22 protein-coding genes are annotated in these 22,538 nt (G+C 55.5%); 10 read left to right on the top strand and 12 right to left on the bottom strand.

Annotation, left to right across the window (positions count from 1 at the left end; all coding sequences use genetic code 11):
• The first annotated feature begins 2 nt into the window (after nt 1-2).
• From cpdA to parE, 3 genes are read left to right on the top strand one after another with little or no spacing between them, the layout of a single operon-like run.
• Nucleotides 3-830 (top strand): 3',5'-cyclic-AMP phosphodiesterase, encoded by an 828-nt coding sequence (cpdA, locus tag A6A26_RS25255; RefSeq protein WP_063880961.1) that lies wholly within the window; start codon nt 3-5, stop codon nt 828-830.
• Nucleotides 831-833: 3 nt separating this feature from the next.
• A complete protein-coding gene (gene yqiA, locus A6A26_RS23405) occupies nt 834-1,415 on the top strand; it encodes an esterase YqiA (RefSeq protein ID WP_063880960.1) in 582 nt (193 codons plus the stop codon).
• Between the two features lie 48 nt (nt 1,416-1,463).
• Nucleotides 1,464-3,359, top strand: coding sequence for a DNA topoisomerase IV subunit B (parE, locus tag A6A26_RS23400; RefSeq protein WP_063880959.1), 1,896 nt, complete (start codon nt 1,464-1,466; stop codon nt 3,357-3,359).
• 65 nt (nt 3,360-3,424) lie between these two features.
• On the opposite strand, the gene A6A26_RS23395 is transcribed toward parE, so the two are convergent.
• Complete coding sequence (locus A6A26_RS23395; RefSeq protein WP_063880958.1) at nt 3,425-3,733, bottom strand: putative quinol monooxygenase; 309 nt, start codon at nt 3,731-3,733, stop codon at nt 3,425-3,427.
• Between the two features lie 31 nt (nt 3,734-3,764).
• A complete protein-coding gene (locus tag A6A26_RS23390; protein WP_063880957.1) occupies nt 3,765-4,346 on the bottom strand; it encodes an NAD(P)H-dependent oxidoreductase in 582 nt (193 codons plus the stop codon).
• 154 nt (nt 4,347-4,500) lie between these two features.
• Here A6A26_RS23390 and A6A26_RS23385 point away from each other — a divergent pair, with 154 nt between their 5' ends.
• Nucleotides 4,501-5,271, top strand: a complete 771-nt coding sequence (locus A6A26_RS23385) for a transporter substrate-binding domain-containing protein (protein WP_371560164.1) — start codon at nt 4,501-4,503, stop codon at nt 5,269-5,271.
• A 327-nt stretch (nt 5,272-5,598) separates the two neighbouring features.
• Here A6A26_RS23385 and A6A26_RS23380 read toward each other — a convergent pair whose 3' ends face one another.
• The 6 genes from A6A26_RS23380 to A6A26_RS23355 form a co-directional block, all read right to left on the bottom strand.
• The gene (locus A6A26_RS23380) at nt 5,599-6,459 is read right to left on the bottom strand and encodes a ketose-bisphosphate aldolase (protein ID WP_063880956.1); all 861 of its coding nucleotides are present in this window, start codon (nt 6,457-6,459) and stop codon (nt 5,599-5,601) included.
• 86 nt (nt 6,460-6,545) lie between these two features.
• Complete coding sequence (locus A6A26_RS23375; RefSeq protein ID WP_063880955.1) at nt 6,546-7,397, bottom strand: class II fructose-bisphosphate aldolase; 852 nt, start codon at nt 7,395-7,397, stop codon at nt 6,546-6,548.
• A 9-nt stretch (nt 7,398-7,406) separates the two neighbouring features.
• The gene (locus tag A6A26_RS23370) at nt 7,407-8,498 is read right to left on the bottom strand and encodes a PTS fructose transporter subunit IIC (RefSeq protein WP_063880954.1); all 1,092 of its coding nucleotides are present in this window, start codon (nt 8,496-8,498) and stop codon (nt 7,407-7,409) included.
• A gap of 11 nt (nt 8,499-8,509) precedes the next feature.
• A complete protein-coding gene (locus tag A6A26_RS23365; protein WP_063880953.1) occupies nt 8,510-8,824 on the bottom strand; it encodes a PTS fructose transporter subunit IIB in 315 nt (104 codons plus the stop codon).
• A gap of 22 nt (nt 8,825-8,846) precedes the next feature.
• Nucleotides 8,847-9,317, bottom strand: coding sequence for a PTS sugar transporter subunit IIA (locus A6A26_RS23360; protein WP_063880952.1), 471 nt, complete (start codon nt 9,315-9,317; stop codon nt 8,847-8,849).
• A gap of 18 nt (nt 9,318-9,335) precedes the next feature.
• A complete protein-coding gene (locus tag A6A26_RS23355) occupies nt 9,336-10,898 on the bottom strand; it encodes a BglG family transcription antiterminator (protein ID WP_063880951.1) in 1,563 nt (520 codons plus the stop codon).
• A gap of 392 nt (nt 10,899-11,290) precedes the next feature.
• On the opposite strand from A6A26_RS23355, the gene parC reads away from it, so the two are divergent.
• The 3 genes from parC (at nt 11,291) to ftsP (ending at nt 15,905) form a co-directional block, all read left to right on the top strand.
• The gene (gene parC, locus A6A26_RS23350; protein WP_063880950.1) at nt 11,291-13,564 is read left to right on the top strand and encodes a DNA topoisomerase IV subunit A; all 2,274 of its coding nucleotides are present in this window, start codon (nt 11,291-11,293) and stop codon (nt 13,562-13,564) included.
• A gap of 45 nt (nt 13,565-13,609) precedes the next feature.
• On the top strand, nt 13,610-14,347 hold the full coding sequence (locus A6A26_RS23345; protein ID WP_063880949.1) for a 1-acylglycerol-3-phosphate O-acyltransferase: 738 nt from the start codon (nt 13,610-13,612) through the stop codon (nt 14,345-14,347).
• A 127-nt stretch (nt 14,348-14,474) separates the two neighbouring features.
• Entirely contained in the window at nt 14,475-15,905 is a 1,431-nt protein-coding gene (gene ftsP / locus A6A26_RS23340) for a cell division protein FtsP (protein ID WP_063880948.1), read from the top strand.
• 190 nt (nt 15,906-16,095) lie between these two features.
• On the opposite strand, the gene dkgA is transcribed toward ftsP, so the two are convergent.
• Nucleotides 16,096-16,923, bottom strand: coding sequence for a 2,5-didehydrogluconate reductase DkgA (dkgA, locus tag A6A26_RS23335; RefSeq protein ID WP_063880947.1), 828 nt, complete (start codon nt 16,921-16,923; stop codon nt 16,096-16,098).
• 192 nt (nt 16,924-17,115) lie between these two features.
• On the opposite strand from dkgA, the gene A6A26_RS23330 reads away from it, so the two are divergent.
• Entirely contained in the window at nt 17,116-18,024 is a 909-nt protein-coding gene (locus A6A26_RS23330) for an AraC family transcriptional regulator (protein WP_063880946.1), read from the top strand.
• 12 nt (nt 18,025-18,036) lie between these two features.
• On the opposite strand, the gene A6A26_RS23325 is transcribed toward A6A26_RS23330, so the two are convergent.
• The 3 genes from A6A26_RS23325 to A6A26_RS23315 form a co-directional block, all read right to left on the bottom strand.
• On the bottom strand, nt 18,037-18,699 hold the full coding sequence (locus tag A6A26_RS23325) for a DedA family protein (protein WP_063880945.1): 663 nt from the start codon (nt 18,697-18,699) through the stop codon (nt 18,037-18,039).
• A 220-nt stretch (nt 18,700-18,919) separates the two neighbouring features.
• Complete coding sequence (gene metC / locus A6A26_RS23320; RefSeq protein WP_063880944.1) at nt 18,920-20,110, bottom strand: cystathionine beta-lyase; 1,191 nt, start codon at nt 20,108-20,110, stop codon at nt 18,920-18,922.
• Between the two features lie 77 nt (nt 20,111-20,187).
• The gene (locus A6A26_RS23315) at nt 20,188-20,994 is read right to left on the bottom strand and encodes an IclR family transcriptional regulator domain-containing protein (RefSeq protein ID WP_063880943.1); all 807 of its coding nucleotides are present in this window, start codon (nt 20,992-20,994) and stop codon (nt 20,188-20,190) included.
• Between the two features lie 186 nt (nt 20,995-21,180).
• On the opposite strand from A6A26_RS23315, the gene A6A26_RS23310 reads away from it, so the two are divergent.
• Both A6A26_RS23310 and A6A26_RS23305 read left to right on the top strand, forming a co-directional pair.
• The gene (locus A6A26_RS23310) at nt 21,181-21,870 is read left to right on the top strand and encodes a 3-oxoacid CoA-transferase subunit A (RefSeq protein ID WP_063880942.1); all 690 of its coding nucleotides are present in this window, start codon (nt 21,181-21,183) and stop codon (nt 21,868-21,870) included.
• Between the two features lie 10 nt (nt 21,871-21,880).
• Nucleotides 21,881-22,534: a 3-oxoacid CoA-transferase subunit B gene (locus tag A6A26_RS23305; RefSeq protein ID WP_063880941.1), complete on the top strand. Its 654-nt coding sequence runs from the start codon at nt 21,881-21,883 to the stop codon at nt 22,532-22,534.
• Nucleotides 22,535-22,538 lie beyond the last annotated feature (4 nt).

The raw sequence follows: 22,538 nt of genomic DNA, 5'->3' as shown, positions 1-22,538 counted from the left end.
CTTTGGATAGCCTGCTAACTCTTCCTGCGACAACGGGGTCCGAGTTTCGGATTCTGCAAGTGACGGACACACACTTGTTCGCAGGAAAACATGAATCGCTGCTGGGAGTGAATACCTGGTCGAGTTATGACGCGGTGCTGGATGCGATCATCGCGCAGCAGTGCGATTATGATCTCATTGTGGCCACCGGCGATCTCTCTCAGGATCACTCGGTCGAAGCCTATCAGCATTTTGTTGAGGGCATTTCGCGCTTGCCTAAACCCTGCGTCTGGCTGCCGGGTAATCATGATTTTCAGCCCGCGATGGTAGATACGCTGGCCAAGGCCGGGATTAACACCCATAAACATGTCCTGATGGGGGAACACTGGCAGGTGGTGCTGCTGGACAGCCAGGTCTTCGGCGTGCCGCATGGCATGTTAAGCGACTATCAACTTGACTGGCTCCATAACGCGCTCGCGCGCTTTCCCCTGCGTCATACGCTGGTGCTGCTGCACCATCATCCTCTCGCTTCAGGCTGCACCTGGCTTGATCAGCACAGCCTGCGCAATCCGCATCAGCTTGATGCCGTGTTACAGCACTATCCGCTGGCAAAGACGTTGGTATGCGGCCATATCCATCAGGAAATGGATGTGGACTGGCACGGCCGACGCGTTCTGGCAACGCCTTCCACCTGCGTGCAGTTCAAACCGCACTGCACCAGCTTCACTATTGATACCGTTGCGCCGGGCTGGCGCTGGTTTACGCTGCACGATGACGGTCAGCTAGAGACGGAAGTTAACCGACTCACCACTCAGGCGTTTTGTCCCGATCTTGACGCTGAAGGATATTGACGGATGAAGGCACTGCTTTACCTGCACGGCTTTAACAGTTCACCGCTTTCAGCAAAAGCCACGTTGTTTAAACAGTGGCTGAGCCACAACCATCCTGATATTGAGATGATTGTGCCGCAGCTTCCCACGTTTCCGGCCGATGCCGCCGCGATGCTGGAAGATATTGTGCTGAGCAACAGCGGGCGCGATATGGGGCTGGTAGGCTCCTCCCTGGGCGGTTATTACGCGACCTGGCTGTCACAGTGCTTTATGTTGCCTGCGGTGGTCGTCAATCCCGCCGTGCGGCCATTTGAGTTGCTGGTGGATTTTTTAGGGGAAAATCAGAATCCCTACACCGGCCAGCAATATGTGTTAGAGTCTCGCCACATTTACGATCTGAAAGTGATGCAGATTGAACCGCTGGAAGCACCTGATTTATTGTGGTTGCTGCAACAAACCGGCGATGAAGTGCTCGATTACCGCCAGGCGCTCGACTACTACAGCGCGTGCCGTCATACGGTGGAAGAGGGCGGAAATCATGCATTTACTGGATTCGAGCGCCATTTCCCGCAAATTCTGGACTTTCTGGGCCTGAATCACTCTTGAGTAACGCGGAAATCGCAACCATTTTCTTCTTCTAATCAGACAGTTATCATGAGTCAATCAAGCTATAATGCGGGTGACATTGAGGTCCTGACTGGCCTTGAGCCGGTTCGCCGTCGCCCGGGAATGTATACCGATACGACGCGGCCTAACCACTTAGGTCAGGAAGTGATTGATAACAGTGTCGATGAGGCACTGGCGGGCCATGCCAGGCGCGTAGAAGTGATTTTACATGCCGATCAGTCGCTGGAAGTCATCGACGATGGCCGTGGCATGCCGGTGGATATCCACCCGGAAGAAGGCGTCCCGGCCGTGGAGCTTATTCTGTGCCGGCTGCATGCGGGCGGCAAATTCTCGAATAAAAACTACCAGTTTTCCGGTGGCCTGCATGGCGTCGGCATTTCGGTGGTTAACGCTCTGTCCAAACGTGTTGAAGTCAACGTGCGCCGTAATGGCGAGATCTACTTTATCGCCTTCGAAAATGGCGACAAAGTGCAGGATCTTACCGTAACGGGCACCGTTGCCAAGCGCAACACGGGTACCAGCGTCCATTTCTGGCCGGACGAGCACTTCTTTGACAGCCCGCGTTTCTCGGTATCCCGCTTATCCCATCTGCTTAAAGCCAAAGCCGTGCTGTGTCCGGGCGTGGAAATTGTCTTTAAAGACAAGCTAAACAATACCGAACAGCGCTGGTGCTATGACGATGGCCTGACCGATTACCTGTGTGAAGCCGTTAATGGCCTGCCGACGTTGCCGGAAAAACCCTTTGTCGGCACCTTTGCCGGTGATATTGAAGCGGTTGACTGGGCGTTACTGTGGCTGCCGGAAGGCGGTGAGCTGCTGACGGAAAGCTATGTAAACCTGATTCCCACCATGCAGGGCGGCACCCATGTGAATGGGCTGCGTCAGGGCTTGCTGGATGCCATGCGTGAATTTTGCGAATACCGCAATATTCTGCCGCGCGGCGTTAAGCTGTCTGCGGAAGATATTTGGGATCGCTGCGCCTATGTGCTGTCAGTGAAAATGCAGGACCCACAGTTTGCAGGGCAGACAAAAGAGCGTTTGTCCTCGCGCCAGTGCGCGGCCTTTGTGTCTGCCGTAGTAAAAGATGCTTTCAGCCTGTGGCTGAACCAGAACGTGCAGGCAGCGGAACAGCTGGCGGAGCTGGCGATTTCCAGCGCCCAGCGCCGTATGCGTGCGGCCAAGAAAGTGGTGCGTAAAAAACTGACCAGCGGCCCGGCCCTGCCAGGAAAACTGGCGGACTGTACCGCGCAGGATCTGAATAAAACCGAGCTGTTCCTGGTGGAAGGGGATTCGGCGGGCGGATCGGCGAAGCAGGCGCGCGATCGTGAATATCAGGCGATCATGCCACTTAAAGGTAAGATCCTGAATACCTGGGAAGTCTCATCTGATGAAGTGCTGGCCTCGCAGGAGGTGCATGATATTTCGGTGGCGATCGGTATCGATCCCGACAGTGAAGACCTGTCTCAGCTGCGCTACGGTAAAGTCTGTATTCTTGCGGATGCCGACTCGGATGGACTGCACATTGCCACATTGCTCTGCGCTCTGTTTGTGAAGCACTTCCGTACGCTGGTAAAAAATGGCCACGTCTATGTGGCGATGCCGCCACTTTATCGTATCGATCTGGGCAAAGAAGTGTATTACGCGCTGGATGAAGACGAGAAAGAGGGCGTGCTGGAGCAACTGAAGCGCAAGAAGGGCAAGCCAAACGTGCAGCGTTTTAAAGGGCTGGGTGAAATGAACCCGCTGCAGCTGCGCGAAACCACGCTCGATCCCAATACGCGACGTCTGGTACAGCTCACCATCAGTGACGATGATATTGACCAGACCTTGCGGGTCATGGATATGCTGCTGGCGAAAAAGCGTTCCGAAGACCGCCGCAACTGGTTACAGGAAAAAGGCGATAAAGCGGACATTGAAGTGTAGTTCGCCGCCAGATGCAAAAAGCCCCGGCCATCGCCGGGGCTTTTTCATGTAAGCGCCGCAAAAAACTATTTACCCGGCTCAAGCACCAGAATTTTCACGTCAGTCACATAGTCTTTAATCGCAGTACGATGGGCTTCCATATGCGGCATCTGCTGATGTTGATCAAGATGGCGTAGCGTTTCCCACTGCTCCAGCATAAAAACCGAATCGGGTGAATTGTGCTTCCACGGCACCTGCGCCTGATGATCGACCAGAGGGCTGTACTGGTGACAGCCTTCTTCTTCCAGCACGGTAGGAATCACCTGGTGAAACGCATCCAGCACTTTTTGACGACAGCCTGGTTTTACACAAATTTCAGCAACGACGGTTAACATTCACTTTTCCTCTTTCTGGATGAAACGCTATTTAAGCAAAAATCTCGCTGAGGTGCGTGCGATAACGTGCAATATCGCGTGGGACATCAGGCTGTTTCATCACGTCGTTACAGATAAAGGTCGGCAATGCTTCCATACCCAGGAACTGATTCGCCTTGTGGAAATGCAGATAGAGTCCGTCTACGCCAACGCCTTCAAAGAACTGCTCGGGGTCGGTAAAAGCCTCGAGGGGCGCGTTCCAGGTGAGGGACAGCATATATTTTTTGCCCTGAATCAGTCCGCCTGAACCGTATTTTTTGGCGTCGTCAGCACGTGTGCGTCCATCGCTGGCGTAAAGCTTACCGTGGCCTTCGGTGAAAACCTCATCAATGTAACGTTTCACGGTCCAGGGCTCACCCATCCACCAGCCCGGCATTTGGTAAATGACCACGTCACTGTCGACATATTTTTGCACTTCTTCGGCCACGACATAATCGCTGTCGGCAACGGTAATCGTCACCTCATGGCCCAGATCACGCAGTTGGCTGGCGGCCACATCGGTCAGTGTATGATTCAGCTCGCCTTTAGAATGGGCGAAGGTTTTACCGCCATCGATAATTAAAATTTTACTCATTCAGCTTCTCTCCCCTATACGTCAATGGGGATAGCTTAGGGGGAGACGTGCCGGAGAAAAATGCGAGAATGATCACAACACTTTTGCGAATAGCGCAATAACCAGCGGGGTTATGTCACCATAACGGCGCAAACCCATCTTCGAAAAAAATATAATGATGAAAAAAACACTCGTAATCACGTTACTGCTGGCGGCGACCGGCGCTCAGGCTGAGTCTCGTCTGGACACCATCCTCAGCAGTAAAACCCTCAAAGTCTGCACCACCGGGGACTACAAGCCTTACAGCTTTCTGAAACCTGATGGCAGCTATGAGGGGCTGGATATCAGTATGGCCCAGTCGCTGGCGGCATCACTTGGGGCGAAGGTGCAGTGGGTTCCCACGACCTGGAAAACCCTGACGCAGGACTTTCTGGCTAAGCAGTGCGATATCGCCCTGGGTGGCGTATCGGTCACGCTGAAGCGCCAGCAGACCGCCTGGTTTGCGCAGCCGTTGGGCGTGGACGGTAAAATTCCGCTGGTGCGTTGTGCGGATAAAACGAAGTACCAGACGGTCGAACAGATGAACCAGTCCAGCGTGCGTCTGGTTGAGCCAGCAGGGGGCACGAACGAGGCGTTTGTTCACAGCCACTTACCTCAGGCCTCGTTAACGCTGTTTCACGATAACGTGACCATCTTCCAGCAGCTGGTGGACAACAAAGCCGATGTGATGATCACCGATGCCTCCGAGGCGCTGTACCAGCAAAAACGCTTTCCGACGTTATGTGCGCTCAACCCGGATAAACCGCTCCAGTATGGCGAAAAGGCCTATATGATTCCGCGTGATGATATGAGCTGGAAGCAGTATGTCGATCAGTGGCTGCATCTGAGCACCGCGACCGGGGAATATGCGCAGATCGCCCAGCAGTGGATGGGTGTGATGAAGTAAGGAGAAAGCAGGGGGTTCCCCTGATGTGTTAACGCCGGGCTTCAAAACTGCAGATAGCCGTCCGAAACGGCGCACATGCGTCACTGTGCCCACCGCCACGGGAGCGGAACAGACAATTCGCAGCGCTGAGCAGAGCGAGGAAGCCAGAATTTGCCCGCAGGACGCGGGCAAAAAGCGGAGCCGGTACAGGAAGTACCGTCTCCGCTGGTTCGTCAGGCTGACGAACGCCGCGAAGGCACCGCGTTAGCGGCGCGAGGACGTCAGATCCGATACCGTGGCGGTGGGAACCGCACGGAACACCAACCACACATTTTTACCCTTCAGTACTCAATACAGCGACGCTTTTCCCAGTCCGCCAAACAAATTCATTTTGTAGCGGATCACCGCTTTAGCAGCTTCAATCGCTTCGGGATAGATAACGTTAGGGTCCCACCAGGTTTCACGGGTTAAGACTTCGCGGACTTTCTGGAAGTAGGCATATTTCATATCGCTGGAGATATTGATTTTACCCACGCCCAGCGTAACCGCTTCAGCCACTTCCGCATCCGGATTTGCCGAACCGCCGTGCAGCACCAGCGGAATGGACACGCGTTGCGAGATATCCCGCAGGATATGCATTTGCAGTTCCGGTTTCATATCTTTGGGATAAATACCGTGCGCCGTGCCTATTGCCACCGCTAAGGTATCCACGCCGGTGCGCTGCACAAAATCTTCCGCCTGCGCCGGCTCGGTATAAATCACCTTACTGACGCCACCTTCTACCGACGTACCGGTATCGCCAATGGTGCCCAGTTCGCCCTCCACGGAAACGCCCACCGCATGGGCCAGTTTCACCACTTCTTTGGTCAGCGCCACGTTTTCTTCATAGGGCAGCAGCGAACCATCAATCATGACCGATGTAAAGCCACACTGGATGGCCCGCAACACATGGGCAACCGAAGCACCATGATCCAGATGCAGGGTAAAAGGCACGCGGCTTTTCAGGGTGCGCTCCCGCACATAGCCAAAAAACGCATCCGTCACGAACTCCAGTTCGCTGGGATGAATAGAGATAATGGCCGGGGTGTCGGTGGCTTCGGCTTCTTCCACCACCGCGCGGATAAAACAGCTGTCAGCCACGTTAAATGCGCCTATAGCAAAGCGGTGTTGACGGGTGGGGCTTAACATCTCTTTCATTGAAATTAACATGTTAAATCTTCCTCAGCTTGTTTTACGACAATGGGATGCCCTGCGCTGACGTTCAGCGACGCGCACCGGGTTACAGCAGAAAAAAATCAGATCTGATTCGCGGAGCCGGAGTCGCTCAGATAGTCATGTACGACTTCGCGACAGGCGGACGCCATCAGCGCCATCAGGTCAGGCAGTTCAGCAGAAGGATGCTGTTTAAGCGCCTGTTGGATCGCCTGCTTGCCGGCATCAAAAACGGCTGCACCGACGTTAATCTTGGCGACGCCGTGCTGACTGACGCGACGAATCGCCTCCGCAGGCGTTCCGCTGCCGCCGTGAAGCGCAAGGGGGACCGGCGAGACGGCATGCAGTTCTGCCAGACGCTGAAAGTCGATTTGCGGTTTGACGCCAGCGGGATAGAGCCCGTGCGCGGTGCCAACCGACACCGCTAACAGATCGATGCCCGTTTGTTCCAGAAAGGGCAGCACATCCGCCACCTGTGTCATTTTTACCGCGGCGTCCGCCAGCGCATAAGTTGGGGCATCGGCGATATGCCCCAGTTCGCCTTCCACACAAACGCCAGCGGTGTGGGCCATCTCGACCACCTTTGCCGTCTGGCGAATATTTTCTGCCAATGGCTCGGAAGAGGCATCGATCATCAGTCCGGTAAACCCCGCGCGAAAGGCCTGCCCAATCAGCGCAAAGTCTGTCCCATGGTCGAGCGCCAGGGCGACCGGCACACTGGCATCCGCCACCAGCGCCTGAACCAGCGGCACGGCAACAGCGGGCGGAAAATGACGACTGTGTCCCTGATAAACATTCAGGATCAGGGGCGCACGTTGCTCCTCCGCCGCCTGCACGGCCGCACGGGCGCTTTCCAGGTTAAAACAGTTGATGGCCAGTACCGCGTATTGGTGACGGGCGGCCTGCGCTATCAGGTCGTTCATTGCCGCGTACATACGCACTCCTTATTCCAGTGTGAATTTAATGTCGTCATCGCGAACGCTGTGGTCTTCCACGTCGTCAAACTCCTCGTCGGCTTCGGTGACCGGCTTTTTCAGCAGCGATAACATCACGCCACAGATCGTGCTGCCGATACCGAGCGCCAGACAGAACAGCCAGGGTTTGGTAAAGAGGGGAACCACGAACATACCGCCATGAGGCACAGGCGCTTCGACGCCCCAGACCATAATCAGCCCACCGGCGACGGCGGACGCCACCACACAGCTGCCGACGACACGAAACAGATCGCGGGCAGCTATCGGGATCACACCTTCGGTGATCATGCAGATCCCCATCGGAAAGGCTGCCTTCAGTGCTTCTTTTTCTGCGCGGGTGTACTTATGGCGGGTTAACAACCAGGAAAGGGTGATACCAAAGGGTGGGATCATCGAGCCGACAAATTTGACCGCTTCCGGTCCATAAATGCCGTCGACCAGCATGCCATCCGCAAACAGCGACATGGTTTTATTCACCGGGCCGCCGAAGTCGAAGGTCGCCATCGCCCCAAGAATCGCCCCCATGACGAATTTAGAACCGCCTTGCATGGATTCCAGCAGCGCAATCAGCGCCTTCTGTAGCCAGACGATGGGTTGACCGATAAAGGTCATCATCAGAAGCCCGGCGATAATGGTGCTCAGCACGGGCAACACCATGATGGGCATCAGCCCCTGCATCGACTGTGGCAGCCGGATAGTGCGCCGCAGCAGAATCACCGTATAACCCACCAGGAAGCCACCCAGGATGCCGCCGATAAAGCCAGTGCCGATCTGACCGCAGATAAAGCCCACGATTAAACCGGGTGCAAAGCCAGGTCTGTCGGCAATCGAATAGGCGATGGCGGCGCTGATCAACGGCACGATCAATCCCATGCCCCAGCCGCCCATCTGGTTCAGCATCCAGGCTATCGTGCCGGGATGTTTGCCAACGTCCGGTCCGCCGATCACCTGGCCCAGGGCGATACAGATCCCGGCGGCGACAATCAGCGGGATCATCCAGGAGATCCCGGTCAACAGATGGCCTTTGATCTCCTGCCCATACTGTCTTTTGTTATCGTTCATTGTGGATCTCCTCAGGCGCGCGCCAGTGAATCCGCCACTTTTTCCAGAAACTTGATCGGCGACTTGATCACCACTTCGGTTTTCACCCTGACGATCGGTTTGCCGCGAAAGCGTTCTTCACCGTTGATCTTCACATCTACCGCCAGAATGACCACATCGGCGGCGGCGATGGTGTCGGCATCCAGGGCATTTTCGGTACCAATGGTGCCCTGCGTTTCCACGTGGATGATGTGACCAAGGGCATGTGCGCCCTTGATCAGTTTTTCGCGCGCAATGTAGGTATGCGCGATGCCCGCCGTACAGGCGGCAACACAGACGATGTTCATGGTCTACCTCGGACGTGTAGGATTAACAGAGGTCGGTTTCGGCGTACTGACTGAACAGCCGAATGATTTCGCTGGGGTCATTTTCCACCAGCAACTGCGCTATCACCTCATCATCGGCCAGCGCACTGGCCACCTGGGACAGCAGGCGAATATGGGGAGTATTTTGATCTTCAAGACGCACGGCAAACAGGATAATGCAGCGCACCTTACTGCCATCCAGCGTTTCCCACGGAATATCCTGTTGGCTTCGCCCAATGGCTAATGTGGTTTGTTTAACGGCTGACGATTTACCGTGCGGAATGGCAATATGGTTTTCAAACCCTGTCGATCCTTCCGCCTCACGTAGCCAGACGTCCTTAATAAAAGTCGCTTTATCGCTGATGGCGTCGTCACTGAACAGCAAATCGGTCAGTTCAACAATCGCCTCCTCTTTACTGCTGGCTTGCAGGTTGAGATTGACGCGGCGCGGCGTAAGAATGCGAGAAATATCCATCTGTCAGACCTCATTCAGTTAATGTTCAGCCAGGACGCTGTTAACGGCCTGCGGCAGTTGGCTGCCAATCATGGCGTCAGTCACACGACGAATGTCGTCGTCATTGAAAAACGCGGTCACATACACGGTTGGAAACGTTGCGATATCGAGATGAATGGTAGAAATCACCAGGTCCACCGGCTCTTGCTGGCAAAAATCGCCTAGGTTACTGGCAGAAATGACGCCCGCAATAATCCAGTCCGGGAACGCGCGCAGAATACGGCTCTTAAGGAGATGCGAAGTGCCCACGCCGCTGGAACACACCAGCAGAATACGTTTGTGGGCGATTTGCCGTTCCAGCGCAGCCTGAAAATGAACACACAAATAACCCACTTCATCATCAGCGATGGACGCATAATGAAAACGTGTCGCGGTAATCTGCATGGCCCGCTGCGTCAGCGTAAAAATTTCACTCAGCTCGGTTTTAATATCATCCAGTAACGGATTGCGAATACGAATATGATATTTAAGCCGGTTAAGTAATGGCTTAATATGAAAAAGTAAACCTTCAAATAATAAAGGGTCGGTGGTGAGATCCTGTTGAATGAGATCTGAAAAACAGTGAATTAATTCACGCGTTATATTGCGCGATGCTTTATTCGAAAATTGATATTGCGGCAGCATATCGCTACCGCGTTCCTCAACAACAATGCCGGAAGAAATAATGTACTGATAAATAAATCCGATCTCATCAGCCGGTACTGACTGTCCTAAACGTTGTTCAATCTGTACCACCATTTGCCGAGCAATCTTCAGGATACGGTTGTCCATTTCCTGGGCGCTCAGCGCCAGCGGCAGGGATAAGGCCTTACCCTGCGACATGCGGTGGATCATGATCAGGATGTGGGTCGACAGATTGATGTAGTAAGCATCGCTCAGGGGATAGCCAAGCTGCTGCTCCATGTGCTGCAGTAAGGTCTGCACAAAGGCCACATCTTCTTCGCCAAAATAGTGAATCAGCGCCTGGTAACTGCCCGGGTCCAGCCGCGGCAACGGCGTATTACTGCCAACGTTATGCTGCATAACATCGTTAATCAGCGATACCATTGCCTGGCGCAATGCCTGTTCGCTCCCTTCAACATGGGTACCGCTCTGACTGCGCACGACCTGGAGTTCCAGCGGCTGCAGCCACTCTTCAATCACCTTTAAATCGTTGACGATAGAGGCATGGCTGATGAAATAACGTTCAGATAATTTACTGATTGAGGTTTCTCGCGGGGCATCCCTCAGCAGCTGCGACAGAATTTTCACCCGGCGTGCATTGTTGCTTAGCCCCTCAGACCAGTTTTCTTCACTGGCGAGGTGCTGCTGTAAAAGCAGGCGTTGCTCTCTGTCGTCGGTTTGCAGCATCACACTGCGTCCGGGCAGCTTGATCAACGGCACCTGCCAGTCACTCAGCCAGATTTCCAGGCGCTGTAAATCGCGATAAATACTTTTTTCCGACACGCTCAATTGCTGGGCTAATTGTGTTAAAGCCAGCGGCGTGCCGGCCTGTAGCAGTAATTTCAGTAAGCGATGTTGTCGTGAAGTCAGATTCTGCATTCAGTCACCTGTCTATTATTTCGTTAGCGGTGCTTAAGTGGCAATTCGTTTAATCCAACCTGGCATAAAAATAAAATAACCTGATGTCGATGAAAGGGAATGTAGGGCGAGAAAGGCGAATCAACAATACTAAATGTTGTCCCGGAAGCAGGACAGGATTAATACGCGCTACGCTCGCCAGTAATTAATTGCGAGCGCGGTCACAAACTATTAGAAATAAGACGCTGAGCATTTTGTCCAGAGCGTCGTTTTTGGCATGCAATAAACAGGGAAAAAACCCTGAGCTGACTGCGTCAGGACTGTGACTAACACCCGCGAATAAGGTACTATCCTCGCCAAACAACCGCCGGGTGATCCGCCGTTGCGGGTCACGATGTGAGGATGAGGACTTAATGAGCGAATTGACGCAGGATGGTGCAGAGCGTCTTGCCCTGCATACGTTTACTGAGAATGCGTACTTAAATTACTCCATGTACGTCATCATGGACCGCGCGCTGCCTTACATTGGCGACGGTTTAAAGCCCGTGCAGCGCCGCATTGTCTTTGCGATGTCAGAGCTGGGACTGAACGCCACAGCCAAATTTAAAAAATCCGCCCGTACCGTGGGTGACGTGCTGGGTAAATACCATCCTCATGGCGACAGCGCCTGCTATGAAGCCATGGTGCTGATGGCGCAGCCGTTTTCCTACCGCTATCCGCTGGTCGATGGTCAGGGGAACTGGGGGGCACCGGACGATCCCAAATCCTTTGCCGCCATGCGTTATACCGAATCACGCCTGTCTAAATATGCCGAAGTGCTGCTGGGCGAGCTGGGTCAGGGCACGGCCGACTGGGTGCCAAACTTTGATGGCACCATGCAGGAGCCGAAGATGCTGCCCGCGCGGCTGCCGAATATTCTGCTGAACGGCACCACCGGCATCGCCGTGGGCATGGCAACCGATATTCCGCCGCACAATTTGCGTGAAGTCGCCCAGGCCGCTATTGCCCTGATTGACGATCCCAAAACCAGCCTGGATGCGCTGCTGGAGATCGTGCAGGGACCGGATTTCCCGACCGAAGCTGAGATCATTACGCCGCGTGAAGAGATCCGTAAAATCTACCAAAACGGACGCGGCTCGGTTCGCCAGCGTGCGGTGTGGAAGAAAGAAGAGGGTGAAGTGGTGATCACTGCGCTGCCGCATCAGGTGTCGGGCGCCCGCGTGCTGGAGCAGATCGCCAACCAGATGCGCAACAAAAAGCTGCCGATGGTAGAGGATCTGCGTGACGAATCCGATCACGAAAACCCCACCCGGCTGGTGATCGTACCGCGTTCCAATCGCGTCGATCTGGATCAGGTCATGAACCACCTGTTCGCCACCACTGATCTGGAAAAAAGCTACCGCATTAACCTCAACATGATCGGGCTGGATAACCGTCCGGCGGTGAAAAACCTGCTGGAGATCCTGTCGGAATGGTTGGTGTTCCGCCGCGACACCGTGCGTCGCCGTCTGAACTACCGGTTAGATCGCGTGCTGCGTCGCCTGCATATTCTTGACGGTTTGCTGGTGGCCTTCCTCAATATCGACGAAGTGATTCACATCATCCGTACTGAGGATGAGCCGAAACCGGTACTGATGTCGCGCTTTGAGATCAGTGAAACCCAGGCCGAAGCGATCCTTGAGCTCAAGCTGCGCCATTTAGCGAAGCTGGAAGAGATGAAGATTCGCGGCGAGCAGAGCGAACTGGAAAAAGAGCGCGATCAGCTGCAGTCGATTCTGGCATCCGAACGCAAAATGAATACGCTGCTGAAAAAAGAACTGCAGGCCGACAGCAACAGTTTTGGCGACGATCGCCGCTCACCATTGCGTGAGCGTGAAGAAGCCAAAGCACTCAGCGAAACTGAGCTGGTTCCCTCCGAGCCTGTCACCATTGTCCTGTCGCAGATGGGCTGGGTGCGCAGTGCCAAAGGGCATGATATCGATCCGGCAGGGCTGAGCTACAAAGCCGGCGACAGCTATCTGGCGGCGGCGCGCGGCAAGAGTAATCAACCCGTCGCCTTTATCGATTCAACCGGACGCAGCTATACGCTCGATCCCACCTCGCTGCCCTCGGCACGGGGTCAGGGCGAGCCGCTAACCGGTAAGCTGACGCCACCGCCGGGTGCTGTCGTTGAACAGGTGCTGATGGAGCCAGAAGAGCAGCGTTTGCTCATGGCTTCTGATGCCGGATATGGTTTTATCTGTACCTTCAACGATCTGATTTCGCGCAACCGTGCGGGCAAAGCGCTGCTGACCCTGCCTGAGAATGCGCGCGTGATGACGCCAATGGCCGTGCATCACGAAGACGACATGTTGCTGGCCATTACGCAGGCCGGCAGGATGTTAATGTTCCCGGTAGGCGAGCTGCCGCAAATGTCGAAGGGCAAAGGCAACAAGATTATCTCCATTCCGTCGGCGGATGCTGCAGCGGGAGTCGATAAACTGGCCTGGCTGATGATACTGCCACCGGGCAGTGCGATTACGCTGCACGTTGGCAAACGCAAGCTGCTGTTACGCAGTGAAGAGTTGCAGAAGTTCCGTGCCGATCGCGGCCGTCGTGGCACACTGCTGCCGCGTGGCCTGCAAAAAATTGATCGGGTCGAACTGGATGCACCGGCACGTCCTGACAGCGCGGACAGCGACGCGTAATTCACCCGGCTGGCTGATGGCCAGCCGTGTCACATTGAGGAAACTATGTTACTGATATTACGTACTATTATCGTCGTGATTTATTCAACCCTGTTAAGTATTTTCGGGTGCATCTGGTGTCTGTTCTCGCCACGTAACCCGCGCCACGTCGCGACCTTTGGTCACCTGTTTGGCAAATTATCGACCCTGTTTGGCCTTAAAGTAGAGCTTCGCCGCCCCGAAGGCGCGGAAAACTATGGCAACGCGATTTACATCGCTAACCATCAGAACAACTACGATATGGTGACGGCAGCCAAGATTGTGCAGCCCACGACGGTCACCGTGGGTAAAAAAAGCCTGTTATGGATACCCTTTTTTGGGCAGCTTTACTGGCTGGCCGGTAACCTGCTGATCGATCGTGACAACCGCGCCAAAGCACACGGTACGATTGGTGAGCTGGTAGATCAGTTTAATAAAAAGCGCATTTCATTCTGGATGTTTCCAGAGGGCACGCGCAGCCGCGGTCGCGGGTTATTACCGTTCAAAACCGGGGCATTTCATGCCGCCGTTGCGGCGGGCGTGCCGGTCATTCCGATTGTGGTCTCGAATACTCACGGCAAAATTAACCTCAACCGCCTGAAAAACGGACTGGTGATTGTGGAGATGCTGCCGCCGGTGGACGTCAAACAATTTGAGGCCACTTCAGTCCGTAAACTGGCGACGCACTGTCGTGAATTAATGGCGGCAAAGCTGGAAGAGCTGAACGCCGAAGTCGAAGAACGTGAAAAAAACGGTAAAATCTAACCGATAAGTCCTTTGTCGGACTATTCTGCATGGATGCCCCACGGCGGGTTTCGCTCGCCGTGTACGCAGCACAGCAATAAAAACAGAGTTGGCGTTTCAGCGCCACGCGTAAAAGGTCTGAAATTCAATGTCTTTCAGCAGACGTCAGTTTATCCAGCTTTCTGCCGGTGTGGCGCTCAGTGCCACGGTTATGCCTCATGCGGCGCGTGCCGCGTCTGCGCGTGGTGACACGCCGCTTCCTGTTCCACCGCTACTGGAATCGCGCCGTGGTCAGCCGCTGTTTTTAACCCTGCAGCGCAGCCACTGGTCGTTTAACGGTGATAACAATAAAGTCCCGGTCTGGGGCATTAACGGCATGTATCTGGGCCCGACGGTGCGCGTGTACAGCGGTGATGATGTCAAACTGATCTACAGCAATCGCCTTAACGAACCGGTTTCCATGACGGTCAGCGGCCTGCAGGTGCCCGGTGCACTGATGGGCGGTGCGCCGCGTATGATGTCAGCCGGCGTTGACTGGGCACCGGTGCTACCGATTCGCCAGAATGCCGCCACCTGCTGGTATCATGCCAACACGCCAAATCGTATGGCCCCGCACGTGTATAACGGCCTGGCGGGCATGTGGCTGATTGAAGACGACATCAGCAAGCAGTTACCGCTGCCGAAACACTATGGCGTGGACGATTTCCCCCTGATCATTCAGGACAAACGGCTGGATAACTTTGCCACGCCGGTTTATGACCCGCCGGGCGAGGGCGGTTTCCTGGGCGACACGTTGCTGGTCAACGGTGTCCGCAATCCTTTTGTTGAGGTCTCGCGCGGTTGGGTACGTCTGCGGTTGCTGAACGCCTCCAATGCGCGACGTTATGAACTGAGCATCAGTGATAACCGCCCCTTTACGGTGATCGCCAGCGATCAGGGCTTCTTGCCGTCACCGGTTGCGGTACAGCGCTTAACCCTGGCACCGGGCGAGCGGCGCGAAGTCTTAGTGGATATGTCGCAAGGGGATGAAGTCTCCATCACGGCAGGCACGGCGGCGGGCATTATGGATCGCCTGCGGGGTTTCTTTGAACCCTCCACGATTCTGACCTCAACGCTGGTGCTGACGTTACGGCCTACCGGCCTGCTGCCGCTGGTCACCGATAACCTGCCGATGCGTTTACTGGCCGATCAGATTCTGGACGGTGCGTCGGTGCGTACGCGGGAATTCCGCATTGGCGACAGTATGCCGGGCATCAACGGTGCCGTATGGGATATGAACCGCATCGACTCCACCGCCCAGCAGGGCACGTTCGAGCGCTGGATTATTCGTGCCGATCGTCCGCAATCCTTCCATATTCAGGGCGTGATGTTCCTGATTAAGAGCGTGAACGGTGCCCAGCCGATGGGCGAAGATCGCGGTTGGAAAGATACCGTCTGGGTGGACGGCGACGTCGAGCTGCTGGTCAGCTTTACGCAAAGTTCGTCAGAGCATTTTCCTTTTGTCTACCACAGTCAGACCCTGGAACTGGCGGATCGCGGCACGGCAGGCCAGTTACTGACGCAACCCACGCTGTCTTAAGGTTGATGCCAGGGGAAAGCGGCTTGCCGCGTTCTCCTGCGGCGTGGCCATCACCGCGCGCAGTCACCTGGCCCATACGGACCGGTACGCCCGGTGAAACGCCATGCATTGGGCATCGCGCACCAGAGATAAAAAAGCCTCTCTGGGGCAGAGAGGCTTGATGGGGCAAGATGCAGACAAGGCGGTTGCGTTAGCCGTTGAACGTGTCCGGGTCTGGCCCCAGTCGATTGCCGCTGTCCAGCCTGGCAATCTCGCTCATTTCTGTCTTATCCAGGCGGAAATCAAACACCTTGAAGTTCTCTTCAATGCGCGCAGGCGTTACCGATTTTGGAATCACGACCAGACCACTGTCCAGGTGCCAGCGGATAACGATTTGCGCCGGGGTTTTACCGTATTTCTTCGCCAGCGATTTGATGATGTCCTGATCGAATACACCTTCGCCACCCTGAGCCAGGGGACTCCAGGATTCTGTCTGAATCTGATGCATGGCGTTCCATGCATGCAGGGTGCGCTGTTGCAGCATCGGATGCAGCTCAATCTGATTGATCACCGGCGTCACGCCCGTTTCTTCCAGCAGTCGCTTCAGGTGCGGCTGATTAAAGTTACACACGCCGATGCTTTTAACCAGGCCCTGTTGCTGGAACGCGATCATGTTCTTCCAGGCTTCAACATAGTGATCGTTTTCCGGGCACGGCCAGTGCATCAGATACAGATCGACCTGGTCCAGCTTGAGCTTTTCCAGGCTGGTTTCCAGCGCCTGCTGGACATTTTGCTGGTCGTTATTCCACAGCTTGGTCGTGACAAAGATATCGTCACGGGCGACGTCAGTTTCCTGTAACGCCTGACCAATCGCCTCTTCGTTTTTGTACGCGGCGGCGGTATCAATGGAACGATAGCCGACCTCCAGCGCTTTCAGCACGGCGTGACGCGCATCTTCGACGCTGGCTTGCCACACGCCAAGTCCCAGTTGCGGCATCATGTTACCATCGTGCAGTTTGATAATAGGTTGGTCTGCCATGACATGCTCCTTACATTTGCAGTAAACCAGTGAATCTTCGCTGTGCTTAAGTCTAGCTAACAATTTGCAGGCTGCTTGTGAACCGCACAGGATAACCCTGCCTGATCCTGTCAACTTCTTGCCTGATTCTCCATTTTGCTGGCGAATTAACCAGGTGCGCGGCAAACTGCTATTTTATTTTCTGGAGTGATTATGCCCCACGACGCATTGTGCCAACGTCTGGCTCAACAGGTGGTCACGTTGATGACCCACGGGCGCGAACAGCTGTGCCCGGTAGAAAACGTCTCGCTGATCTATGCCGGTCAGTATCGCCCGCGCACGCCGATCATGTATCAGCCCGGCATCGTTATCCTGTTTCAGGGAAGTAAAACCGGCTATCTCGGCAGTACGGTTTTTCAGTACGATGCCACAAAGTATTTGATGCTGACCGTACCGCTGCCGGTCGAGTGCGAAACCTGGGCGTCACCCGAACAGCCCTTAGCCGGGATGTGTCTGAACGTGGATACCGCCAGTTTGCAGGACCTGCTGATGGCGATTGGTGATGATGAAGGTTTCCAGCCGCAGCCGCTTACCTCCGGTATTCACGCCGGCTGGCTAACCGAGCCGATGTTATGCGCCGCAGAGCGCCTGCTGGATGTGATGACACAACCACGGGATGCCCGCGTGCTGGGACCGGACATTGTGCGGGAAATTATCTATTACGTGCTGACCGGGCCGATCGGCGGGGCGCTGCTGTCGCTGGTCAGTCGTCAAACGCAGTTCAGCCAGATTGCCCGCGCGGTACGGCGCATTGAACATCACTATGCTGACAATCTCAGCGTGGAGGCGCTGGCGGCAGAGGTGAATATGAGCGTGTCGGCGTTTCACCATAACTTTAAGGCGGTGACGCAGACGTCGCCGTTGCAGTACCTTAAACGTTATCGCCTGCATCAGGCGCGGCTACTGATGTTGCATGATGGCCTGAAAGCCAGCGTGGCGGCGGTGCGCGTCGGCTATGAAAGCCCCTCGCAGTTTTCACGGGAGTTTAAGCGCTATTTTGGCGTGACGCCGGGAGAAGAAGTGAATCGGGTGCGTCAGACGGTAGCCGAATCCGCCGGCTGACGCAGCCCATGCTCAGGCGTGTTTTTGACGACGCTTTTTCCAGATAACGATGATGCTGCCGACCAGTCCTACCACCAGTAGCACCATCGGTAATATCATCAGGATCGCCATCACCTGATCTTCGTGACGTTTAATAAAGGGCACCTGGCTGATACCGTAACCCATGGTCACTACGATGCCGACCCACAGCAGGCCGCTCAGCCAGTTAAATAACTGGAAACGACCATTGGACAGCCCGGATATACCTGCCATGGTCGGTAACAGGGTGCGAATAAAAGCCAGAAAGCGGCCAACCAACAGCGCCATCAGGCCATGGCGGTTAAACATATTCCATGCGCGTTGATGATATTGCGCCGGGAGCTGCATCAGCCAGCTCTTGACCAGTTTCGTGTTGCCTAGCCAGCGTCCTTGCAGATAACTCAGCCAGCAGCCCAGACTGGCGGCAGTCGTCAGAATCAACAGCGTCGGGAAAAAATCCATCACCCCTTTGGCGACCATGGCACCTGCCAGCAGTAGCAGGCTGTCACCGGGCAAAAAAGAGGCAGGCAACAAACCATTTTCCAGAAACAGCGTCATAAACATGACGCTGTAGACGATCCAAACCACATCTGGATTGGCCAGCGCGGCGAAGTCTTGATGCCAAAGCGCGTGCACAATCTCGTGTAAAACACCCATTAGCTATCCCATTACGTCACAATAAGACTTACTCGTTCTGTTCAGACCTGCCTGACCTCTTACTTCCACCACCGCAACAGCGTGCGGTGGAAGGGTAAAATGCTGCGGTTCTTCTGCTGGCTGAACACTTTTTTTATAAACTGAATGTTAACAGCTAACCAGCCATGACCGGGTGTTATATCACGACGGTCGGCGCCTGGTTTATATCATGTTTACTATTTTAGCGCGTCAGGCGATCAAAGCCTGCCTCAAGATCGACCCGTAAATCATCCACATGTTCCAGGCCGATATGGAGCCGTATCAGCGTGCCCTCGACGTCCACGCCACCGGCCGGGCGAATGGCCGCCAGCTCCTCAGGCTGATTGGCTAAAATCAGCGACTCATAACCGCCCCATGAATAGGCCATGCTGAAATGATGAAAATGGTCGAGGTAATTCGCCAGCTGTTCACGGCTGAGTTTTTGCTGCAGGACAAATGAAAATAAACCGCTGCTGCCGTTAAAGTCACGCTGCCAGAATTCATGTCCCCGGCAGGAAGGCAGTGCCGGATGGTTAACACGCGCCACTTCAGGTCGCGCAGCAAGCCATTCTGCCACCTGTAACGCGCTCTCTTCGTGCTGCCGCAGGCGCACGCCGAGCGTACGCAGGCCACGACTTGCCATGTAAGCCGTATCGGCGTCCACCATCTGACCCATCAGGTAGCTGTTTTCGCGCAGTTGATCCCAGCAGCGGGCGTTGGCGACAGCGGTGCCAATCATGGCGTCACTGTGACCAATCAAGTATTTCGTGCCGGCCTGAATAGAAATATCCACGCCAAGGGCCAGCGGGCTGAACAGCACGCCAGCCGCCCAGGTGTTATCGATCATAATGATGGCGTCGGGCGCTTTAGCGCGCACCGCCGCGACGATAGCGGGAACGTCCTGCACTTCCATCGTGATGGAGGCGGGGGATTCCAGGAAAACCACGCGGGTATTCGGTTGAATCAGTGCGGCGATGTCACCACCGATACAGTGATCAAACCAGGTGGTGGATACCTGGAGTTTGCTCAGTATTTTCGTGCAGAAGTCCTGAGTCGGTTCGTAAACCGCCCCACTCATTAAAATGTGGTCGCCCGCTTCAACGAACGCGAGGATGGCATTGGAGACGGCTGCCGCGCCGCAAGGGTAGAGAACACAGCCCGCACCGCCTTCCAGCTCCGTCATGGCATCCTGCAAGGCGAAATGTGTCAGGGTGCCGCGACGACCATAAAACAGCTCGCCCTTCGCACGCCCTGCGGTGGCACGTTTTTTCTCAGCCACGGTATCAAAAACCAGCGAAGAGGCGCGCTGAATCACCGCGTTCACCGAACCCTGGGTATAACGCTTGTTGCGTCCAGCGCTGACGAGTGTGGTATCAATTTTTTTCGTGGTCATAGCTCTCTACTTTGCCGCTTGCAACTCAGACTTCACGTTACCACGAATTCAGCAGCGGCGTTGAGCGGCTAAACAGATTATTGCCGCAGCAACAGCGAGATTTCGCGGGCTGCCTCCTGCAACAGCGGTAAATGGTGCTGGCGCAGCATATCGGCGGAAACCTGTCCGGCATGCACGCCCACATTCAGGGCGGCCACGATCCGGCCATCCGGCGCGCTGAGCGGCACGGCCAGCGATCGTAGTCCGATTTCCAGTTCCTGATCGTTGATGGCGTAACCCTGCTGCCTGACGCGCGCCAGCTCCTCACGCAGCGCGCTACTACTGACCAGCGTGTGGCTGGTGTAACGCAGTTGGGTTAAACGCGCCAGATAATCATTTAGCGGTTCGCTGGCAAGCCCACTTAACAGCACTCTTCCCATGGAGGTGGTGCTGGCCGGTAAGCGGCTGCCGATATGCAGGTCGATCGTCATGATGCGCGATGCTGACGCACGGGCGATATAGAGAATGTCATCCCCGTCCAGTACCGCCATCGAACAGGATTCGTTCAGCGTCTGGCTGAGCTGGCGCAAAACCGGCTGTGAGGCGCTCGCCAGCGGCGTAGCCCCTAACCAGTTGTGACCCAGAGAGAGCACACGCGGACGCAGTTCAAAGTTTTTACCATCCTCCGCATACACAAACCCCAGCTTGCTCAATGTATAGAGACAGCGCCGCACGGCCGCACGGGGAATACCGGTACGCTGGCTGATTTGCGACACGGACATCAGACGCCGCTGTGGCGTAAACGCCTGTAGCACCTCCAGTCCCCGCGCCAGTGAGGCCATAAAGTTGGGATCGCCTTTCCAGGGATCGCTGTTAGCGCGCAGTGGTTGTTGTTCATCCGTCATGATGTTCTCCCGTGAGTGGCTGGAGCCGTGCACGCCTGTGTGCGCGATCACAATGCCCCGTTTCAGTCTGTCGTTGACCGATAATCGCACACTATTTCGATTATCGGTATTGTTTGCTGTCACAGAGCGATCTACTTTTTGACTATTCAACACAAACCGGCCTGAGCCGGGCTAAAGGAACAGCAGATGATCGATAAAAGTGTGGCAACGCTGGCAGAGGCCGTTGCGGTGATACCGGACGGGGCCAGCATCATGATTGGCGGGTTCGGGCCCGCAGGCCAGCCCCTGGAACTGATTGATGCGCTGATCGACAGTGGCGTCCGTGGGCTGACGGTGATCAGCAATAACGCCGGTAACGGCGAAAGCGGCCTGGCCGCGCTGCTGAAAGCGGGCTGCGTCGATAAGATGATTTGTTCCTTTCCACGTCAGGTCGATTCATGGGTGTTCGACGAACGCTATCGGCGTGGGGAAATCGCCCTTGAGCTGGTGCCGCAAGGCAACCTTGCAGCCAGAATGCAGGCAGCCGGGAGCGGCTTAGGCGGGATTTTCACGCCGACCGCCTTTGGTACGCCGCTGGCGGAGGGCAAAGAAACGCGCGAGATCGATGGTCGCCATTACGTGTTTGAAAAACCGCTTAAGGCCGATTTTGCCCTGATAAAAGCGCACCAGGGCGACCGCTGGGGCAACCTCGTTTACCGCAAAGCAGCACGAAACTTTGGGCCGATCATGGCCATGGCCGCCACCACCACGATTGCCCAGGTCGCAGAACTGGTGCCGCTTGGGCATCTCGATCCTGAAAACGTCGTCACACCGGGCATTTTTGTGCAGCGGCTGGTGGCCGTCGCGCATCCCGTCACCCTGACCGTTTCCGCCTGAGGAACAGACTATGCAAAAACTCACCCGAGACCAACTGGCCCAGCGCGTGGCGCGTGATATTCCTGAAGGTGCTTACGTTAATCTGGGCATCGGCCTGCCCACCCGCATTGCCAACTATCTGCCTGCGGACAAAGAGATCTTTCTGCACAGTGAGAATGGCCTGCTCGGCATGGGGCCGGCACCCGCAGCGGGAGAGGAAGATCCGGAGCTGATCAACGCCGGGAAAGAGCAGGTGACGCTGCTGCCTGGCGGCTGTTTTTTCCACCACGGCGACTCGTTTGCCATGATGCGCGGCGGGCATCTGGATATCTGCGTGATGGGGGCATACCAGGTGTCGGTTAGCGGCGATTTGGCTAACTGGAGTACCGGCGCACAGGACGCGATTCCCGCCGTGGGCGGGGCGATGGATCTCGCCATTGGCGCGCGCAAAGTCTATGTGATGATGGATTACCTGACCAAAAAAGGCGAGTGCAAGCTGGTGAATCAGTGCAGCTATCCGCTCACCGGTCTGGGCTGCGTCAGTCGTCTTTATACCGATATGGCGGTGATTGATATTACTCCGCAGGGACCGCTGGTGGTGGAGTGCTGCCCCGGTCTGAGTTTCGACGCGCTGCAGGCGTTAACGCCGGTGCGCTTATTGCAACCTGAACTGGCGACCGCCTGAGGAG

It is taken from the genome of Pantoea sp. OXWO6B1 (genome assembly GCF_001641135.1).
Classification (GTDB): Bacteria; Pseudomonadota; Gammaproteobacteria; order Enterobacterales; family Enterobacteriaceae; genus Pantoea; species Pantoea allii.
The sequence above is the reverse complement of the archived record's forward strand: the minus strand, read 5'-3'. Positions and strand labels throughout refer to the sequence as shown.

What these genes read in the sequence shown, in the direction of transcription:
- A6A26_RS23305 (WP_063880941.1), top strand. Translation starts at nt 21,881, where the DNA reads ATGCAAAAACTCACCCGAGACCAACTGGCCCAGCGCGTGGCGCGTGAT.
- metC (WP_063880944.1), bottom strand. Translation starts at nt 20,110, where the DNA reads ATGACCACGAAAAAAATTGATACCACACTCGTCAGCGCTGGACGCAAC.
- A6A26_RS23325 (WP_063880945.1), bottom strand. Translation starts at nt 18,699, where the DNA reads ATGGGTGTTTTACACGAGATTGTGCACGCGCTTTGGCATCAAGACTTC.
- A6A26_RS23380 (WP_063880956.1), bottom strand. Translation starts at nt 6,459, where the DNA reads ATGTTAATTTCAATGAAAGAGATGTTAAGCCCCACCCGTCAACACCGC.
- A6A26_RS23390 (WP_063880957.1), bottom strand. Translation starts at nt 4,346, where the DNA reads ATGAGTAAAATTTTAATTATCGATGGCGGTAAAACCTTCGCCCATTCT.
- parC (WP_063880950.1), top strand. Translation starts at nt 11,291, where the DNA reads ATGAGCGAATTGACGCAGGATGGTGCAGAGCGTCTTGCCCTGCATACG.
- A6A26_RS23310 (WP_063880942.1), top strand. Translation starts at nt 21,181, where the DNA reads ATGATCGATAAAAGTGTGGCAACGCTGGCAGAGGCCGTTGCGGTGATA.
- yqiA (WP_063880960.1), top strand. Translation starts at nt 834, where the DNA reads ATGAAGGCACTGCTTTACCTGCACGGCTTTAACAGTTCACCGCTTTCA.
- A6A26_RS23385 (WP_371560164.1), top strand. Translation starts at nt 4,501, where the DNA reads ATGATGAAAAAAACACTCGTAATCACGTTACTGCTGGCGGCGACCGGC.
- A6A26_RS23345 (WP_063880949.1), top strand. Translation starts at nt 13,610, where the DNA reads ATGTTACTGATATTACGTACTATTATCGTCGTGATTTATTCAACCCTG.
- A6A26_RS23360 (WP_063880952.1), bottom strand. Translation starts at nt 9,317, where the DNA reads ATGGATATTTCTCGCATTCTTACGCCGCGCCGCGTCAATCTCAACCTG.
- A6A26_RS23355 (WP_063880951.1), bottom strand. Translation starts at nt 10,898, where the DNA reads ATGCAGAATCTGACTTCACGACAACATCGCTTACTGAAATTACTGCTA.
- A6A26_RS23365 (WP_063880953.1), bottom strand. Translation starts at nt 8,824, where the DNA reads ATGAACATCGTCTGTGTTGCCGCCTGTACGGCGGGCATCGCGCATACC.
- A6A26_RS23375 (WP_063880955.1), bottom strand. Translation starts at nt 7,397, where the DNA reads ATGTACGCGGCAATGAACGACCTGATAGCGCAGGCCGCCCGTCACCAA.
- ftsP (WP_063880948.1), top strand. Translation starts at nt 14,475, where the DNA reads ATGTCTTTCAGCAGACGTCAGTTTATCCAGCTTTCTGCCGGTGTGGCG.
- A6A26_RS23370 (WP_063880954.1), bottom strand. Translation starts at nt 8,498, where the DNA reads ATGAACGATAACAAAAGACAGTATGGGCAGGAGATCAAAGGCCATCTG.
- A6A26_RS23330 (WP_063880946.1), top strand. Translation starts at nt 17,116, where the DNA reads ATGCCCCACGACGCATTGTGCCAACGTCTGGCTCAACAGGTGGTCACG.
- dkgA (WP_063880947.1), bottom strand. Translation starts at nt 16,923, where the DNA reads ATGGCAGACCAACCTATTATCAAACTGCACGATGGTAACATGATGCCG.
- parE (WP_063880959.1), top strand. Translation starts at nt 1,464, where the DNA reads ATGAGTCAATCAAGCTATAATGCGGGTGACATTGAGGTCCTGACTGGC.
- A6A26_RS23315 (WP_063880943.1), bottom strand. Translation starts at nt 20,994, where the DNA reads ATGACGGATGAACAACAACCACTGCGCGCTAACAGCGATCCCTGGAAA.
- A6A26_RS23395 (WP_063880958.1), bottom strand. Translation starts at nt 3,733, where the DNA reads ATGTTAACCGTCGTTGCTGAAATTTGTGTAAAACCAGGCTGTCGTCAA.